Source organism: Pseudonocardia zijingensis (assembly GCF_042657305.1).
Taxonomy (GTDB): Bacteria; Actinomycetota; Actinomycetes; order Mycobacteriales; family Pseudonocardiaceae; genus Pseudonocardia; species Pseudonocardia zijingensis.
Window position 1 is genome coordinate 462,333 of the sequence record NZ_JBHSKO010000001.1, and the last position, 16,020, is coordinate 478,352.

Genomic DNA, 16,020 nt, shown 5'->3' on the forward strand with positions numbered 1-16,020 from the left:
CGGGGTCAGACGTCGGGGTCGTCGGTCACCGTGTCGTGGGCGGAGGCGCCGTTCGGGCTCTTCACCGTGACCTTGCTGCGGTTGCGGCGCGGCGTCTGCCGCGGCGGGGGCGGCGGCATCTGGTGCACCGACGGACCGCGGCCCAGGATGAGCTCGGCGAACGTGGCCATGGCCTCGTCGAGCTGGCCCGCGTTGCGCCGCTCCGACTCCGCGTTGGCCCGCTCCACCAGCGACCGCAGCGACGACGTGTCCGGCCGCTCCACGATCGCGGCATCGAGCTTGCCGAGCCGCTCGTCGATGGTGCCGCCGAGGTTGCCGAGCCGCCCGGACATGCTCTCCTCGATCGCGTCGAGGCGGGCGGCGAGGTTCTCGAGGCGCTTCTCCAGGTTGCTCAGCGGCTCCGTCGGGTCGACCGCCGGGCGGGCGGCGAGGTCCTCCAGCCTGCGGTGCAGGCCGACGCTGGTGTCGCCGAGCAGGTTGCGCAGGCCCTCGCCGGACTCGTCGACCGAGCGGAGCGCGTTGTCGAGCTGCTCGCGGACGATGCGCTCGATCCCGTCGACGCGCTCCTTGATCGGCGCACCCACCGACGACGGCATCGCGTCGAGGCGCATCTCGTGCCGGTCGAGGCGGTTGTCGAGGTCGTCGAGGCGCTTGTGCAGCCCGCCGAGCCGGTCGTCCAGCCCGTCCATCCGCCCGGACACGCCCTCCAGCCGGCCGGCCATGCCGTCGAGACGGCCGTCGAGCTGCGCGATCGGCTTCGCCAGCTTGTCCGGCATCGCCTCCACCGCACGCAGGACGGATGCGATCGACGCGTCCTGCGCGTCGAGCTTGGCGACCGTCTCGTCGAGGCGTTCGGCGAGGACGCTCACCTCCGTGCGATCGGGGAGCTCGGTGAGCCGTTTGCGCACGGTGCCCAGGGCGTCCAGGGCCGCGAGCCGAGCGTGGATCTCGTCGAGCGAGTCGAAGATCTGCTGCTGCTCGCTGTCGCGGATCTCCGCGGCGCGCATCAGCATGCCACGCATGCGGTCGAACGAGAGGGTGGAGTCATTGCTCATGGCGGCGGGGAGCTTCCTCTGAGCCGGACATCGGGTAGTGCGGGAATGAGGGTAGCGACCACGGTGCGTCACCCGTCCGCGGCTCCCCGTTCGGAGGCGTCGTAGCCCGATCGGAGCAGCTCGTTGCGCCCGAGCGCCCCGCCGGAGGGGGTGTGTTCTAGCGTGGCCGGGTGCCCGCGCCGCTCACCGTCGACACCATCCGGGACGCCCCGAAGGTGCTCCTGCACGACCACCTCGACGGCGGTCTGCGGCCCGCCACGGTGATCGAGCTGGCCGACGCCGTGGGCTACCGCGGCCTCCCCAGCACCGACGCCACCGAGCTGGGCGGGTGGTTCCTCGCGGCGGCGCACTCCGGGTCGCTCGTGCGCTACCTGGAGACGTTCGGGCACACCGTCGGGGTGATGCAGACCGAGGACGCGCTGGTCCGCGTCGCGGCCGAGTGCGCGGAGGACCTCGCGGCCGACGGCGTCGTGTACGCGGAGGTGCGCTTCGCCCCCGAGCTGCACGTCGAGGCCGGTCTGGAACTGGACGCGGTCGTCGAGGCCGTGCTGGAGGGGTTCCGGGTGGGCACGGCGCGGGCGGCCGAGCGGGGGCGCCGGATCCGCGTGGTCTGCCTGCTCACCGCCATGCGACACGCTGCGCGCTCGCGCGAGATCGCGGAGCTGGCGGTGCGCTACCGCGACCTCGGCGTCGTCGGGTTCGACATCGCGGGCGCCGAGGCCGGCTTCCCGCCCACGCGCCACCTCGACGCGTTCGAGTACGTGCGCCAGCAGAACGCCCACTTCACCATCCACGCGGGCGAGGCGTTCGGGCTGCCCTCGATCTGGGAGGCGCTGCAGTGGTGCGGCGCCGACCGGCTGGGCCACGGCGTCCGCATCGTCGACGACATCACCCTCGGCGCCGACGGCACCCCGCGCCTGGGCCTCCTCGCCGCCTACGTGCGCGACAAGCGGATCCCGCTGGAGATGTGCCCTACGTCGAACGTGCACACCGGCGCGGCCAAGTCGCTCGCCGATCACCCGATCGGGCTACTCACGCAGCTGCGGTTCCGCGTCACGGTCAACACCGACAACCGCCTGATGTCGGACGTGTCGATGACGAGCGAGATGGCCGCGCTCGTCGACACCTTCGGCTACGGCTGGGCCGACCTGCAGTGGTTCACGGTGAACGCGATGAAGTCCGCTTTCGTCGGCTTCGACGAGCGGCTGGCGCTGATCAACGACGTGGTCAAGCCGGGCTACGCCGCACTCATGGCCTGATCGAACGCGACACTCGCCGCTCTGGACGGGAGACTCGCCACCCCCCAGGGCGAGTCTCGCGAATGGTGGCGTGAACGTCGCGAATGGTGGGCCTCGCGGCCGATCCGAGGGCCCCGACCGTCATCCGACGGTGAGGGTGCGCAGCCGGGGCCAGAACTCGGCCCACGGGAGCTGGCGCCCGGTGAGCAGCCAGACGCTCGCGTCGTCGCCGCCGTCCGCCACCTTGCGCGCGTCGGCGAAGTACGGCCGCAGCGACTCCGGGTCGCCGCCGACGAACAGCACGGTGTCGTCGTCCTCGGGCGGCGGCGGGAACCAGCCGTACCCGCGGTTGCCGCTGTGGGCCTGCGGGAGGCCGTACTCCAGGGAGTAGCCGTCGAGGTAGGCGGCCACGATGTACGACCCGCCCATGAGCGCCGTGCGCTCCCGCACGTCGGGTGGGAGTTCCTGGTAGGCCGTGGCGGCCCGCTGCGCGATCCGCTCGCCGATGTCGTCGGACGAGGTCGTGATCGTGGTGGCCGAGAAGTAGAGGAACCCGCCTGCCACCGCGGCGCTCAGGGCGTAGGCGGGCCAGGCCACCCAGCTGAACCGGCGCTGCCCGGCCTCCCGGCGGCGCTGCAGGCCCACCGTGGCGCCCGCGGCGATGATCCCGTACAGCCCGCCGAGGTAGTAGGGCCGGCCAGGGGAGAGCGCGAAGACGAGGTACAGCACCACGAACGTGACGGCGAGGAAGCGGTAGGGGCGCATCTCCTCGAAGCGCAGCAGCACCACCAGCCCGTGCACCAGGAGGGTGCTGCCGACGATCCCGGCCATGCCGATCAGCGCGATCGCGACGCCGGCCCGGCCGCCGAAGAGCACGTCGGCCTCTGCGGCCACCACCGAGGTCATCTGCAGCTGCGGCCAGCCGTTCGCCGCCTGCCAGACCAGGGTGGGCAGCGCGATCAGCAGCCCGATGCCCGCGCCCACCCACAGCATCGGCCTGCGCAGCAGCTCCCGCGGGCCGCAGACGAGCACGGCGAGCAGCAGCACGGCGGCGAGCAGCAGCACCTGGAACTTGGTCTGGGCCGCGATGCCGGCCACCGCGCCGAGCGCGAGCAGGAGCCGGTCGTCGCGCAGCCGGATCCAGCGGGCGAGCAGCCACCCCAGCAGCAACCACTGGACGGGTTCGAGGGTGTACGGCGTGAGCCAGTGCCCGGCGAGCGTGGTCCACAGCGCGGTGGCCTGGGCCCCGGCCGTGAGCGTCTGGGCGCGCCGGTCGCCGCCGAGTTCGCGGGCGACGAGCGCGGCGACGACGACGGCGCCCGCGGTGGCGAGCACCGCGGGCAGCCGCAGCGCGACGATCGAGCCCGGCACGATCGTGTCCATCAGCGCGGCCAGCAGTGGGGTCATCGGTGGCTGGTCGGCCGAGCCCCAGTCGAGGTGGTGGCGGCCGATCGCCAGCATGTACACCTCGTCGAACCAGTACCCGCGGCCGATGCTCGCGGCCAGCTGGGCGACGGCGACGACCGCGGCGATCGCCAGGACGGGGCCGCGGGCGAACGGGGTGGTGCGGGGCAGGGGGCGCGTCACTTCGGCCTCGAGCGTGGTCACGATCGTCATGAGACCTGCCGTGCACCCGCTGTGACCAGCGCCGACGGAGGGTGCTACCCCCTACGGAAGTAGGTGCCGCCACCCCCTCGTCGACGGTGATCGGCAGGTCGGGGCCCGGTTACCGTGTGGTGGTGCGGCTGCTGGCGGATCCACGGGATCACCCGAGAGAGGCGGTCGCCCTGCTCGTGGGCGCCGTGCTGCTCTTCGCCGGCCTCGACGTGCTCTACACCGTGCTGGGGTCCCGGACCACCGGTCCCGCCGGCCCGTGGGCCGGGCTGGTGTTCCGGCTCGTCCTCGACGCCGCGGTGCTCGCGGTGCTGCGGGCTCCGCTGCTGGTGACCTGGTTGACGATCGTGGGCACGGCCGTGTTGCAGCTGAGTGAGCTGGTGAGCCCGGGCCTGCTCGTGGCGAGCCCGGTGATCGGCGGCGACCCGCTGACGCTCGGCGCCACGCCGGTCGTGGTGAACGTCGTGGTCCAGATGCGCAACCAGCGCTCCACGTGGGTGCTCATCGGGGTCCTCACGATCCTCGCGACGCGGCCGTGGGACCCGTCGCTGCTCACGATCTCGGTCGGCTTGCTGAGCACAGCGGTGCCTGCGCTGCTCGGGCGCTACATGGCGGCCCGGCGCACCCTGATGGCGAGCCTGCGCGAACGCGCGGAACGCACCGACCGGGAGCAGCGCCTGCTCGCCGAGCAGGCCCGCGCCGAGGAACGGGCCCGGCTCGCGGCCGAGATGCACGACGTCGTGACCCACCGCGTGAGCCTGATGGTGCTGCAGGCGGGCGCCATCGAGGTCACCGCCACCGACCCGGAGACGCGCCGGGCCGCCGCGGGTCTGCGCGACGCGGGCATGCAGGCGCTCGACGAGCTGCGCGAGCTGGTCGGGGTGTTCGGTGGGGAGCGCACGGGGGAGTCGCCGACGGTGGGCCCGCCGGCCCCGCGCGTCGAGCTGCGCGACCTGGTGGACGCGTCGGTGACCGCCGGGGTGGACGTGCGGCTGGACTGCGCCGGGGACGCCGACGCCGTGCCGGCCGCCGTGCTGCGCACGGCCCACCGCGTCGTGCAGGAGGCGCTCACGAACGTGCACAAGCACGCGCCGGGTGGGAGGGTGCGCGTCGACGTGCGGTACGGCGCGGACGCGGTGAACGTGGCGGTCACCAACTCGGCCGCCACCGCGGATGCCGCCCTCGGCCGGACCGGGTCCGGGAGCGGGCTGCGCGGCCTCCGCGAGCGGGTCGCGATGATCGGCGGCACCCTGCAGGCGGGACCGCGCCCCGACGGCGGGTTCGCGGTGCGCGCCGAGCTCCCGGTGGCGCGGTGAAGGAGGAGCGGGTGACGGTCCGCGTGCTGGTGGTCGACGACGAGCCGATGGTCTGCGCGCACCTGCGCACGATCCTCGGCACCGCCGACGGGATCGAGGTGGTGGCCGCGGCGGCCGACGGCGCGGAGGCCGTGGAGGCGGTGGTGCTGCACGCCCCGGACGTCGTCCTGATGGACCTGCGGATGCCCGGTGTGGACGGCATCGCCGCGACGGCGCGGATCGTCGAGCTCCCGTCCCCGCCGCCGGTCGTCGCGCTCACCACCTTCGACGGCGACGAGCACGTGCACCGGGCCCTGCGCGCCGGCGCTGCGGGGTACCTGCTCAAGTCCACGCCGCCCGACGAGCTGGCCGCGCTGGTGCGGGTGGCGGCGCAGGGGCACTCGGTGCTGTCGCGGTCGGCGGCCCGCAGGCTCGTGGACCGGGCGGGCGACGCCCACGGGGCCCGCCGCCGGGCCGTGGCCCGCCTGGCGGCGCTCACCGAGCGGGAGCGGGACGTGGTGGCGCTGCTCGGGGAGGGCCGCTCCAACGCGGAGGTGGCGCGGCGGCTGCACCTCACCGAGGCCACGGTGAAGGGCTACGTCTCGAACGCGCTGGACAAGCTCGGCTGCACGAACCGCACGCAGCTGGGCCTCCTCGCCCGTGAGGCGGGCCTCAGGGGGTCGTGAGGCCGGTCAATGGGCGCGGAAGCGGTTGGTGACGTCCTCGACCAGCTCGCGGAACTTCGCCGCCTCGGCGTCGAATGGCGGGCTGGGCGCGAGCCGGGTGGGGTCGGGGTTGGTGACGAAGGAGACGAGCCAGCCCAGCGCCTGCGACTCGACCAGCGCGCTGCGGGCCTCGTCGTCGCCCGCCCAGTCGCCGACGTCGAGCAGCAGCTCGGTGGCCAGTTCGAGCTGCGTGGGGTCGACCGCGGTGGGGCCCTCGGCGAGGTCGTCGGCCAGCCCGGTGAGCGTGTAGGCGTTGAGGTCGTCGACCACCACCTCCAGCTCGCCCACCCCGGCCCGCTCGACGATCTCCGGCCAGGTGGACACCGAGGCGAGGTCGTGGCCGGTGGCGCCGTCCTCCCCGAGCCAGCGGGCGAGGGCGGGCTCGCTGCGGAAGACGTCGATGCGCCCGTCCGAGCCGAGGAAGACGGCCTTGTCGTCGAGGTAGCAGCGCAGCGTGAAGTGGTCGCCGTCGCGGGTGCTGATCCGGACGGGGTCGATGCCGACCTCCTCCCAGAAGCCGGGTTCCTCGTCCTCGGCCTCGCCCTCGTCGGCGGTGCCGTCCTCGTCGGCCGCGGTGACCGTGGGCTCGTCGGTGTCCTCGACGACCACGACCTCCTTCTCGGCGGCCGCCAGCGCGGTGGCGTCGACCTCGGGGGTGGTGACGATGTCGTCGAGGGCGTCGATGACCTCGTCCCAGCGCTCCGCGACGGTCTCGACCATCTGGGTCCAGAGCCGCTGGCCCTCCCGCCCGGCGAACGGCAGGGTGCCCTGGCGCAGCAGGCCGAACGCCGGTGCGGCACCGAGCACGTCGGTGACGGCGTCCAGCTCGCAGACGTCGGCGATCGAGCGGATCATGTCCGTGATCTCGGCGAGCTCGCCGACGGTCCAGGTGTCGGGGTCCTCGGCCACCAGCTCGGGCACGCCGACGATGTCGTAGCGCTGGGTGTCCTCCGGAGCCAGCTCCGGCACCGTGAGGGTGGGCACCACGGACCACGCCGGGTGGTCGACGAGGTCGTGCTCGGATGCCGTGCGGACGAACGCCGCGAGCTGGGTGACCTCCGGGAAGGCGAACAACGAGTCGTCGTCGCCGAGGAAGGCCTCCCACTCCTCGCCGTCCTCCCGCCACCGCGGTGCCCACAGCGTGACGAGATCGCCGGCCGTGAGCGAGAGCTGGATCGGGACGATGTCGCTGGCCACGGCCAAAGCCTAGGAGGCCCCGCTGTCACCGTCCGACCGGGTGCCACACCGTTTTGATCTCGGTCCACGCGCGGAGCCGGCCAAGATCGGGTTCGCGGGTCGGATCGGGTTCGGCCGCGGGGCGCGGGAGCACGCGCTTGACGCCCTCGGCGGCGGCCCTTTCCAGGTCGGCGGCCGGCTCGGCGGGTGCGCCGACCAGGTCGAGCGCCTGCACCTCGCCGTGCGCGGCGAGCCACGGGGCGAGCTCGGCGGTGCGCCCGGTGAGCACGTTCGCCACCCCGCCCGGCACGTCCGAGGTGGCGAGCACCTCCGCGAGCTCCACGGCGGGCAGCGGCCGCTGCTCGGAGGCGACGACGACGGCCGTGCAGCCGGTCGCGAGCACGGGCGCCAGCACGTCGACCAGCCCGAGCAGCGAGGAGGACTGCGGGGCCAGCACGCCGACGACGCCGGTGGGCTCCGGGGTGGACCAGTTCACCAGCGGGCCCGCCACCGGGTTCACCGAGCCGAGCACGGAGGCGATCTTGTCGGTCCACCCGGCGTACCAGACCCAGCGGTCGATCGCGGTGTCGACGAGCGTCGCCGCCTGCCCCTTGCGCACGCCCTCGGCCGCGACCACGTCATCGACGAACCGCGCGCGGCGGCCCTGCATCACCTCGGCCACCCGGTAGAGCACCTGGCCGCGGTTGTACGCGGTGGCTCCCGCCCAGCCGGGGAACGCGGCCCGCGCCGCGCTCACCGCGTCGCGCACGTCCTTGCGGGACGCGAGCGCGGCGTGGGCGAGCAGGACACCGCCGGTGCCGGTGACCGGGTAGCTGCGGCCGGACTCCGACCGCGGGAAGGCGCCGCCGACGTACAGCTTGTAGGTCTTGGCGACGGCGAGCCGGTCGGTGGTCGTCACGACGCGGAGATTACGCCGGGAGGTCGACCCGCACGAGCTGTGCGCGGGATGCCACCCCGAGCTTGGGGAACGCCTTGTAGAGGTGGTAGCCGACGGTGCGCGGCGACAAGAAGAGCTGCGCGCCGATGTCGCGGTTGGACAGCCCGGTGGCGGCCAGCCGCACCACCTGCAGCTCCTGGGGCGTGAGCTCGGCCAGCGGGTCGGGTCCGGAGCCGTTGACGCGGGTGTCGCCGGTGGCGCGCAGCTCGGCGCGTGCCCGTTCCGCCCACGGCGGCGCGCCGAGCTCGGTGAACGCGTCGGCGGCCGCGCGCAGCGGGCCGCGGGCCTCGGAACGCCGACGTGCCCGGCGCAGCCACTCGCCGTGCAGGAGGTCGGTGCGGGCGCGGTCGAAGAGGTGGGAGCCGTCCGTCCGGTGCAGGGCGGCGGCCTCGGCGAACAGCGTCGCCGCGCCGTCGCCGGGTGCGACGAGCGCCCGGCAGCGCAGGGCCACGGCACGCGCCCACACCTGTCCGGTGTGCTCGGCCCACCGGGCGTACCGGTCGGCGGCCCGCCGCGCCTGCGCGGTGCGGCCCACCCGCGCCGCCGCTTCGACGAGGTCGGGCAGGCCGCGCCACCAGCCCGGGGAGCCCGCGGCCTCGGCGAGCCGGTCGGCTGCGGCGTCGAACCGGCCGAGGCCGAGGTCGAGCAGGCCGCGCGCCGACCCGGCGATCCCGGCGGCTCGCGGGGTGGGCCGCCCCGCGAGCTCGTCGAGGGCGGCGACCAGCCGCTCCTCGTCGCCTGCGGCGGCCGCGAGGTGGGCCAGCACGCCCGCGAGCTGGTCGACGACCTGGTGCTGGCCGACGTCGCTGGCGATGCACAGCCCGTCGGTGGCGGCCGCAGCGGCGTCGGGCCAGTGGCCGAGGTGCCAGCGGCCGGCGGCGAGCACGGCGAGTACCCGGGGCAGCGCGCCGAGAGCGCCGGTGGCGCGGGCTTCCCGTTCGGCGGCGGCCGAGCGGGCGAGCGCCGTGGCGTCGTCGCCCGCCACCAGGTACCAGGCGGCCAGGCTCGACGTCGCGCGCGGGTCGCCGGGGCCGCCGCACGCGGCCATCTCCGCGAGCGCGGGAGCCGCCGAGGGCAGCGGGCCGTCCGGGTCGTCGGGGAGCTGGGCCGCGGCGAGAGCGGCGTGCGCCCGGATGTGTTCCCCGCCCGGCAACCCGAGGTCGGCGGCCGCGGCGGCGGCGCGCTCCACCATGTCGCGTTCGCGCGCCGACCAGCCCGCCTCGACCGCCCAGAGCAGCATCTCGGCGGCGAGGTCGGGTGCGGCGGCGGCCGCGGGCCGGGCGGCGTCGAGGAGCAGCCGGTGGGTCTCGGTGGCGTCGCCGTCCTCGTCGGCGAGGCGCGCCCGCACGAGCGCGAGCCGCGCCCGCAGCTGCGGATCCTCGGCGCGCTCGCCGGCGCGGTCCGCGAGCTGGGCCGCCCAGCCGCGGTGCCCGGCCGCGGCCGCCGCCTCCGCCGCCGCCACGGTGCGCCGGGCCCGGTCGGGTGAGGACGGCGTGAGCGCGGCGGCGCGTTCCAGCGCGGCCGCCACCGTCTGCTGGCTGCCGCGGTCGCGGGCGCGCAGCGCGCTGCGTTCCAGCGCGGCGGCGACGGACTCGTCGGGGCCGGTGCTCGACGCCGCCAGGTGCCAGTTGCGCCGGTCCTCGTCGCGTCCGCCGTCGAGCACGTCGGCGAGCGCCCGGTGCGCCGCCCGCTTCGCCGCCATCGTGGCGCTGCCGTAGACGGCGGTCCGGATCAACGGGTGGTGGAATCCCATGCACCCCTCGGCGAACACCAGCAGCCGCTCCTGCTCCAGCACGTCCAGGTCGGTGGCCTCGACCCCGAGCCGCTCGGCCGCGGCGAGCACCACCCGCGTGTCGCAGGTGCCGTCGGCCGCGGCCACCAGCAGGGCGGTGCGGGCTGCCGGCGGGAGGGCGGCGATGCGCGCGGCGAACTCCCGCTCCACCGGGCTGTGGGTCGGCGCGACCCCGCCGCGTCCGGCGTCGGGCGGGCCGAGCGGGTAGACCGGTGCCCGCCCGGCCCGGTGGGCGGTGGGCAGCTCGTGCAGGGCGAGCGGGTTGCCCGCCGCCTCCCGCAGGAGCCGGTCGCGCACCGGGCGGGGGAGGTCGCCCGCGCCGTCCTCGAGCACCTCGCGGGCGCTGCCGTCGTCGAGCCGGGTCAGGGTGAGCGCGGGCAGGCCGGGGGCCGGGAAGGGCGGCGCCATCCCCGTGCGCGCCGCGAAGAGCAGCACGACCGACTCGGACCCGAGCCGGCGTGCGGCGAACAGCAGGGCCTGGGCGGACGCCCGGTCGACCCAGTGCGCATCGTCCAGCACGCACAGCACCGGGCGGTCGGCGGCGAGCTCGGCGAGCAGGCTGAGCACGGCGAGGCCGACGAGGAAGCGCTCCGGCGGCGGCCCGGTGGCCTCCCCGAGCGCCACGCGCAGCGCACCGGCCTGCACCTCGGGCAGCCGGTCGAGCGCAGCGCACGAGTCGGCGAAGAGCGCGTGCAGCCCGGCGAAGGGCAGCTCCGCCTCGGTCTCGACACCCTGCTGGGCCAGCACGCGCATGCGCGTGGCCCGCTGCGTCGCGTGCGCGAGCAGCGCGGACTTGCCCATCCCGGCCTCGCCGCGCACCACGAGCGCCGCGCTGCGCCCCTCGCGGGCGCCCGCGAGCAGCTCCTCCACGACCGCCAGCTCGGCGTCGCGGCCCCGCAGCCGCGGCGCCCCCGGTCCTCGGCTCACGGCCGGCGAACCGGAACGAGCAGGACCGCCGTCCCGACGGCCGCGGCCACCGCGATCACGACGACCCCGGCGCGGAACCCGGTGACGCCGCCGCCCGCGGCCGTCCAGGCGAGGGCGGAGGCCGCGGGCGCCACCGTCATCGCGATCGTCCGGACGGTCATGCCGGTGCCGCCGGCCAGGCCCTCCGACCCCGCCGGCGCCGCGGCGAGCATCGCGGCGTTCACCGCCGGGTTGTAGAGCGCCGCGCCGACGCCCAGGACGACGAGCCGCCAGGCCATGTCGGCGAGGCCCGCGTCGGCGTCCAGCGTCAGCATCAGCACCATCGCCACCACCGACACCGCGCTGCCGAGCACCGCCATCACGCGGTTGCCGAACCGGTCGGCCAGCGCGCCGGCCGCCGCCGAGATCGGGGCCATCGCACCTACGAAGAACAGCAGCGCGACGCCCGTGAGGTCCGGGCCCCCGCGCAGCACGTCGGCCACGAAGTAGGGCAGCAGGAACGCCACCAGCCCACCGGTGAACGACACCGCCAGCAGCGAGACCAGGGTGGCGCCGTACGCCGGGCTGCGCACGAGCCCGAGCACCGGGCGCGACGTCGCCAGGCGCGACCACCAGACGGCCAGCGCCACCGCGGCCACGACGAGCGCCGCGGCCGCGAGCGGCTGCCCGGCCACCAGGTCGAAGGCGAGCAGGAGCACGGCCACCGCGCCGCCGAGCAGCACGGCCTCCCGCACGAGCTCCACGCCGGGCAGGGGCAGCCCGCGGTGCGGGATGCGCCGGATCGAGCGCATGCCCACGAGCAGCACCGCGGCCACCACCGGCAGCTTCACCAGGAACACCGCACGCCAGCCCCACGCGTCGGCCACGAGCCCGCCGAACGGGACGCCGGCCATGGCGCCCACCGTCATGATCGTGATGACGACGCCGATCGCGCGCCCGCGCTGCTCGCGCGGCACGCTCGTGGTGATGATCGGCATGTAGACCGCGACGATCAGCGCCCCGGCCGCACCCTGCAGCAACCGGCCCACCACGACGAGCCAGAACGCCGGGGCCAGGCCCACCAGCACGCTCGCCACCGCGATGCCGGTCATCGACAGGGCGAACGCCGCCCGCACGTCCGCGCCGTCGGCCCACCGCCCCGCCGGGATGGCGAGCGCCGCCATCGGCAACGCGTAGGCGAGCAGGACCCACGCCGTGGCCGACGGCGAGACCGCCAGGTCGCGCCCGATGCCGGGCAGCGTCACCGCGGCGATGGTCATCTCCGACGTGACGACGAGCATCGCCAGCCCGAGCGCCGCCACCGGCGCCCACGCCGTGCGGCTCGGGGTCACCGCTTCCGAGACCATGGTCGTCCCCCTCCTCAGCCGTGTCGCAGCGACGCTAAGAGTTGAAGTTCGCTTGAGGTCAAGGCCGGAGGTAGGGCCGGGCCGACCGGGCCTCGTGCAGCGCGCGGGCCCACCAGGCGAGCTGGTCGAGCATGGTCTTCGCCGCGGCGGCGCACCCGTCCTCGTCCACGGGACGCGCGTCCGGACCGAACCGGTCCCACGCGCCGTGGAAGCTCACCGTGTCGCGCACCGTCACCGCGTGCATCTCGGCGAAGACCGTCCGCAGGTGCTCCACGGCGCGCAGCCCGCCGGACACGCCGCCGTAGGACACGAAGCCCACCGGCTTGGCCTGCCACTCGGTGGAGTGCCAGTCGATCAGCGTCTTCACGGGCGCCGGGTAGCTGTGGTTGTACTCCGGCGTCACCACCACGAACGCGTCGGCGGCGGCCAGCCGGGGCGTCACGGCCGCGACCGCGTCCGGCGGCCGCGTCCCATACCCGGTGAGGCCGTCGGGCAGCGCGGCGTCGGCCAGGTCCAGCACGTCGAGCTCGAGGTCACCGCGGCCGCGGGCCTGCTCGACGAACCAGTTCCCCACGGTCGGCGCGAACCGGCCCTCCCGGGTGCTGGCGATGACGACGACCAGCCGCAGCGGGGTCTCGTCCATCGGATGCTCCTCTCGTCGATCTGATGAGATCGACGCTAGGAACCGACGGACGTCGCCCGAATCAGTCAGGTGACCGGACTTCGCGGGGGCACCGCGCCGTCAGCTCTGGCCCGTCCTGGTCTTGATGAGGTCCTCGACGGCCTGCGGGATCGTGGTCTCGAAGTCCAGCAGCTTCGCCCAGTCCGGCTCGATAGTGATGCGCACCATCCGGTCGTACAGCCCGCGCACCCCGGCCTCCCAGTCCGCGAACACCGCTTCCGGCGTGACCTTGCGGGACGCCTCGACGTACTCGTCGGGAACGCCCTCGACCTCCTCGAGGCTCGCCGCACCCCGGATCAGCAGCACGCGCGGCGGCCACTGCTCCTGGGTGTCGATCGTGATCGACACCCGCGGGTTCTGTTGGAGTGCCCGCACCTTCGCCGCGTGGGGAACGGTGAAGACCAGCAGCTGCTCGCCGTTCCACCAGAACGCGATAGGGACGACGCGGGGGTCGCCGTCCCGGGCCGTGTACGCCAGCCGCGCCGGGATCGACGAGCCCAGCAGCTCCCGCGAGATCGGCTTGCTCAGCACCTCGATGACGTCATTGCGGTCCATGGTCGTCTCCTGTCGTCCGAGCCTGTGAGGGTGGGACGGAGCCGACGGGCGGACCTCGACGACTTCGCGCCGGATTGTGCCCTGTGTCACAGGCGTAGCGTCGGCGGCGTGGCGGAGCTGATCTCCGATCCGACCCCTCGCCCCGGTGTCCGGGTGGCCGCACGCGTGCTCCTCGTCGACCCGGCACAGCGGCTGCTGCTGTTCGAGGGGTTCGACCCCCACGTGCCGGGCGAGTTCTTCTGGTTCACCGCGGGCGGCGGGCTGGAGCCGGGGGAGGAGCTGCGTGCGGGCGCCCAGCGGGAGCTGCAGGAGGAGACCGGCCTGCGTCTGCCGCCCGAGCGGCTCGTCGGCCCGGTCTGGCTGCGGCGGGTGCGGTTCACCTTCGAGGGCGTGGAGTACGACAGCGACGAGTGGTTCTTCCTCGCCGCGCTCACCGACCCCGCCGCCGTCGACACGGCGGGCTTCACCGACCTCGAGAACCGCACGGTCCGCGGGTACCGCTGGTGGAGCAACGACGAGCTGCGCCGCACCACGGCCACCGTCTACCCGTTCCAGCTCGGCGAGCGCCTGCCCGGCCTGCTGGCCGACGGCTGGGACGGCAGGCTCCGGCTGATCGACTGAGGGCTGGATCGAACACCGCCGCACAGGAGATGATCACCGCGGCGGCTCGGAGGGTGGGGGAGGGCGATGGACCCGCTCGGTGCAGGTGACCCGAAGCGGGTCGGGCCGTACCGGCTCCTGGGGCGGCTCGGCGCGGGCGGGATGGGCCAGGTGTTCCTCGGCCGCGACCGCGCAGGGGTCCAGGTCGCGGTGAAGGTCGTGCATTCCGGGTACGCGCACGACGAGCGGTTCCGGCTCCGGTTCCGCCGCGAGGTGGAGATCAGCCGGACGGTCACGGGACCGTGGGTCGCCGCGGTCGTCGACGCCGACCCGGACGCGCGGACGCCGTGGCTGGCCACGCAGTACGTCCACGGCCCCTCGCTCGACGCCGCGGTGCGGTCCGACGGCCCGCTCCCGGCAGGCGAGGTGCACGCGCTGGCGCACGGCCTGGCGCGCGCCCTGGCCGTCGTGCACGACGCCGGTCTGGTGCACCGCGACCTGAAGCCCTCGAACGTGCTGCTCGGCAGCGACCACCCGCGCCTGATCGACTTCGGGATCTCCCGGGCGATCGACGCCACCCAGGTCACGAGCACGGGGGTGGTCGTCGGCACCCCGGCGTTCATGTCGCCCGAGCAGATCGCCGGGGAGGACGTCGGCCCGGCGTCGGACGTGTTCTCGCTCGGTTCCGTCCTCGTGTTCGCCGCCACCGGCCACAACCCGTTCGGCGACCACCCGCCGCTCGCGCTCATGATGCGGATCAGCGGCCACGAGCCCGACCTCGACGGGGTGCCCGACGACCTACGCGGGCCGATCGCGGCCTGCCTGGCCAAGCAGCCGCAGGAGCGGCCGGCGGCCGGCGAGCTCACCGGCCTGTTCGGCACGGTGGTGGATGCCGCGCCGCGCCGGGTCGTGGCAGCCGGGGGTGGCGCGCCGACCCTGGTGCCCGCCCCGACCCGGGTCGCCACCGAGGTGCCCCCGCCGGACGGTGCTCCGCCGCTCAGCCGCCGGGCGTGGCTCGGCATCGCGGGCGCCGCCGCGCTCCTCGGCGCCGGTGGGTTCGGGCTGGCCGCCGCGTTGGGCTCACCCCGCGCCAAGGAGGCCCGATGGGCGGCGCCCGCCTCGTCCGTGCTCGACCACCCGGCCGTCGCCGTGGACGAGGGATCGGTCTACGTGTACGGCGGCGACGCCATGCGCGCGCTGGACAGCGCGACGGGCGAGGAACGGTGGAGCGTCCCGGGGTGGGCGGAGCACGAGAGCATCGACCTGGCACGCATCGCCGCCGCAGGCGGTGCCGTGGTCGTCGGCACGAGCACCGGCGTCACCGTGCTCGAGGCCGCGACCGGCAGGCGGATGTGGGACGTACCGGGGCAGATCACCACGTTCGCGGCGGCGGACGGGATCCTCGTCACGGCCGCCTCCGGTGAGGGCCTCCGGGCGCAGGACCTCGTGTCCGGTAGGCGGGTCTGGGGCAGTGACCAGAGCTACGTCCAGGCCTCGATCGCCTACGCGGGGATGCACATCGCGATCGAGATCGACGAGGTCGTCGCACGGGAGCTGCGCAGCGGCAGACAGCTGTGGAGGTACCCCGCCGGCAGCTACGACTCCTACCGGCTCGCGGGTGCGGACGGCGTCGTCGCCGTCGGGTCCAGCGTGACGGCCACGCTGCTGGACGCCGCGACCGGACAGCAGCTGTGGAGGGCGAGCCAGTCGGTTCAGCGCCTCCTGATCACCGGCGACGTGCTCGTCTTGCTGGTACAGCTCGGTGAGCAGGTTGCGGTGCGAGCCTTCGACCTCGCCAGGGGGGAGCCGCGCTGGGCGTTGCCCGAGATCGACGGCAGGTTGCCGCAGGTGCTCGGTGCCGACGGGATCGTGTACTTCCGGCCGACCGAGGGACCCACCAGCGCTTACGACGCGCGCAGCGGCGACCGGATCTGGGTGTACGACGGTGACACGAACACGACGCGGGAGCCGGTCGCCGCCCGCGGGCGTGACCTGTACCTCTTCGACAAGCTGGAGGGCGGGCGGATCCAGGCGGTCGCGATCCCGTGACCGCGCCG

13 protein-coding genes are annotated in these 16,020 nt (G+C 75.0%); 5 read left to right on the forward strand and 8 right to left on the reverse strand.

The window, feature by feature from the left end:
• Window positions 1-5: 5 nt before the first annotated feature.
• The gene (locus ACFPL3_RS02505; protein WP_343943707.1) at window positions 6-1,055 is read right to left on the reverse strand and encodes a PA containing protein; all 1,050 of its coding nucleotides are present in this window, start codon (window positions 1,053-1,055) and stop codon (window positions 6-8) included.
• A gap of 170 nt (window positions 1,056-1,225) precedes the next feature.
• On the opposite strand from ACFPL3_RS02505, the gene ACFPL3_RS02510 reads away from it, so the two are divergent.
• The gene (locus ACFPL3_RS02510) at window positions 1,226-2,314 is read left to right on the forward strand and encodes an adenosine deaminase (protein ID WP_343943708.1); all 1,089 of its coding nucleotides are present in this window, start codon (window positions 1,226-1,228) and stop codon (window positions 2,312-2,314) included.
• Between the two features lie 120 nt (window positions 2,315-2,434).
• Here ACFPL3_RS02510 and ACFPL3_RS02515 read toward each other — a convergent pair whose 3' ends face one another.
• Window positions 2,435-3,901 (reverse strand): glycosyltransferase family 39 protein, encoded by a 1,467-nt coding sequence (locus ACFPL3_RS02515; RefSeq protein ID WP_343943709.1) that lies wholly within the window; start codon window positions 3,899-3,901, stop codon window positions 2,435-2,437.
• A gap of 131 nt (window positions 3,902-4,032) precedes the next feature.
• Between ACFPL3_RS02515 and ACFPL3_RS02520 the strand changes: the two genes are divergently transcribed.
• Together ACFPL3_RS02520 and ACFPL3_RS02525 are read left to right on the forward strand one after the other, a co-directional pair.
• The gene (locus ACFPL3_RS02520) at window positions 4,033-5,223 is read left to right on the forward strand and encodes a sensor histidine kinase (RefSeq protein ID WP_343943710.1); all 1,191 of its coding nucleotides are present in this window, start codon (window positions 4,033-4,035) and stop codon (window positions 5,221-5,223) included.
• Between the two features lie 11 nt (window positions 5,224-5,234).
• The gene (locus ACFPL3_RS02525; RefSeq protein WP_343943711.1) at window positions 5,235-5,888 is read left to right on the forward strand and encodes a response regulator transcription factor; all 654 of its coding nucleotides are present in this window, start codon (window positions 5,235-5,237) and stop codon (window positions 5,886-5,888) included.
• Window positions 5,889-5,894: 6 nt separating this feature from the next.
• Here ACFPL3_RS02525 and ACFPL3_RS02530 read toward each other — a convergent pair whose 3' ends face one another.
• From ACFPL3_RS02530 to ACFPL3_RS02555, 6 genes are all read right to left on the reverse strand, one after another.
• Window positions 5,895-7,124 carry a primosomal protein gene (locus ACFPL3_RS02530; protein ID WP_343943712.1) on the reverse strand — a complete coding sequence of 410 codons (1,230 nt, stop codon included), beginning with the start codon at window positions 7,122-7,124 and terminating at the stop codon, window positions 5,895-5,897.
• A gap of 25 nt (window positions 7,125-7,149) precedes the next feature.
• Window positions 7,150-8,022, reverse strand: coding sequence for an aldehyde dehydrogenase family protein (locus tag ACFPL3_RS02535; RefSeq protein WP_343943713.1), 873 nt, complete (start codon window positions 8,020-8,022; stop codon window positions 7,150-7,152).
• Between the two features lie 10 nt (window positions 8,023-8,032).
• Entirely contained in the window at window positions 8,033-10,780 is a 2,748-nt protein-coding gene (locus tag ACFPL3_RS02540; RefSeq protein ID WP_379588359.1) for a helix-turn-helix transcriptional regulator, read from the reverse strand.
• A complete protein-coding gene (locus ACFPL3_RS02545) occupies window positions 10,777-12,126 on the reverse strand; it encodes an MFS transporter (RefSeq protein ID WP_343937994.1) in 1,350 nt (449 codons plus the stop codon). Before ACFPL3_RS02545 ends, ACFPL3_RS02540 begins: the two co-directional genes overlap by 4 nt.
• A 58-nt stretch (window positions 12,127-12,184) precedes the next feature.
• On the reverse strand, window positions 12,185-12,769 hold the full coding sequence (locus ACFPL3_RS02550; protein ID WP_343937992.1) for an NADPH-dependent FMN reductase: 585 nt from the start codon (window positions 12,767-12,769) through the stop codon (window positions 12,185-12,187).
• A gap of 99 nt (window positions 12,770-12,868) precedes the next feature.
• The gene (locus ACFPL3_RS02555; protein WP_343937990.1) at window positions 12,869-13,363 is read right to left on the reverse strand and encodes a pyridoxamine 5'-phosphate oxidase family protein; all 495 of its coding nucleotides are present in this window, start codon (window positions 13,361-13,363) and stop codon (window positions 12,869-12,871) included.
• A gap of 108 nt (window positions 13,364-13,471) precedes the next feature.
• On the opposite strand from ACFPL3_RS02555, the gene ACFPL3_RS02560 reads away from it, so the two are divergent.
• Both ACFPL3_RS02560 and ACFPL3_RS02565 read left to right on the forward strand, forming a co-directional pair.
• Window positions 13,472-13,984 carry an NUDIX hydrolase gene (locus tag ACFPL3_RS02560; RefSeq protein WP_343937988.1) on the forward strand — a complete coding sequence of 171 codons (513 nt, stop codon included), beginning with the start codon at window positions 13,472-13,474 and terminating at the stop codon, window positions 13,982-13,984.
• 66 nt (window positions 13,985-14,050) lie between these two features.
• Window positions 14,051-16,012: a protein kinase domain-containing protein gene (locus ACFPL3_RS02565; RefSeq protein WP_343937987.1), complete on the forward strand. Its 1,962-nt coding sequence runs from the start codon at window positions 14,051-14,053 to the stop codon at window positions 16,010-16,012.
• Window positions 16,013-16,020 lie beyond the last annotated feature (8 nt).

Bases quoted from the DNA above. Each gene is read 5' to 3' on its own strand.
- ACFPL3_RS02505 (WP_343943707.1), bottom strand. From the start codon at position 1,055: ATGAGCAATGACTCCACCCTCTCGTTCGACCGCATGCGTGGCATGCTG.
- ACFPL3_RS02545 (WP_343937994.1), bottom strand. From the start codon at position 12,126: ATGGTCTCGGAAGCGGTGACCCCGAGCCGCACGGCGTGGGCGCCGGTG.
- ACFPL3_RS02550 (WP_343937992.1), bottom strand. From the start codon at position 12,769: ATGGACGAGACCCCGCTGCGGCTGGTCGTCGTCATCGCCAGCACCCGG.
- ACFPL3_RS02555 (WP_343937990.1), bottom strand. From the start codon at position 13,363: ATGGACCGCAATGACGTCATCGAGGTGCTGAGCAAGCCGATCTCGCGG.
- ACFPL3_RS02565 (WP_343937987.1), top strand. From the start codon at position 14,051: ATGGACCCGCTCGGTGCAGGTGACCCGAAGCGGGTCGGGCCGTACCGG.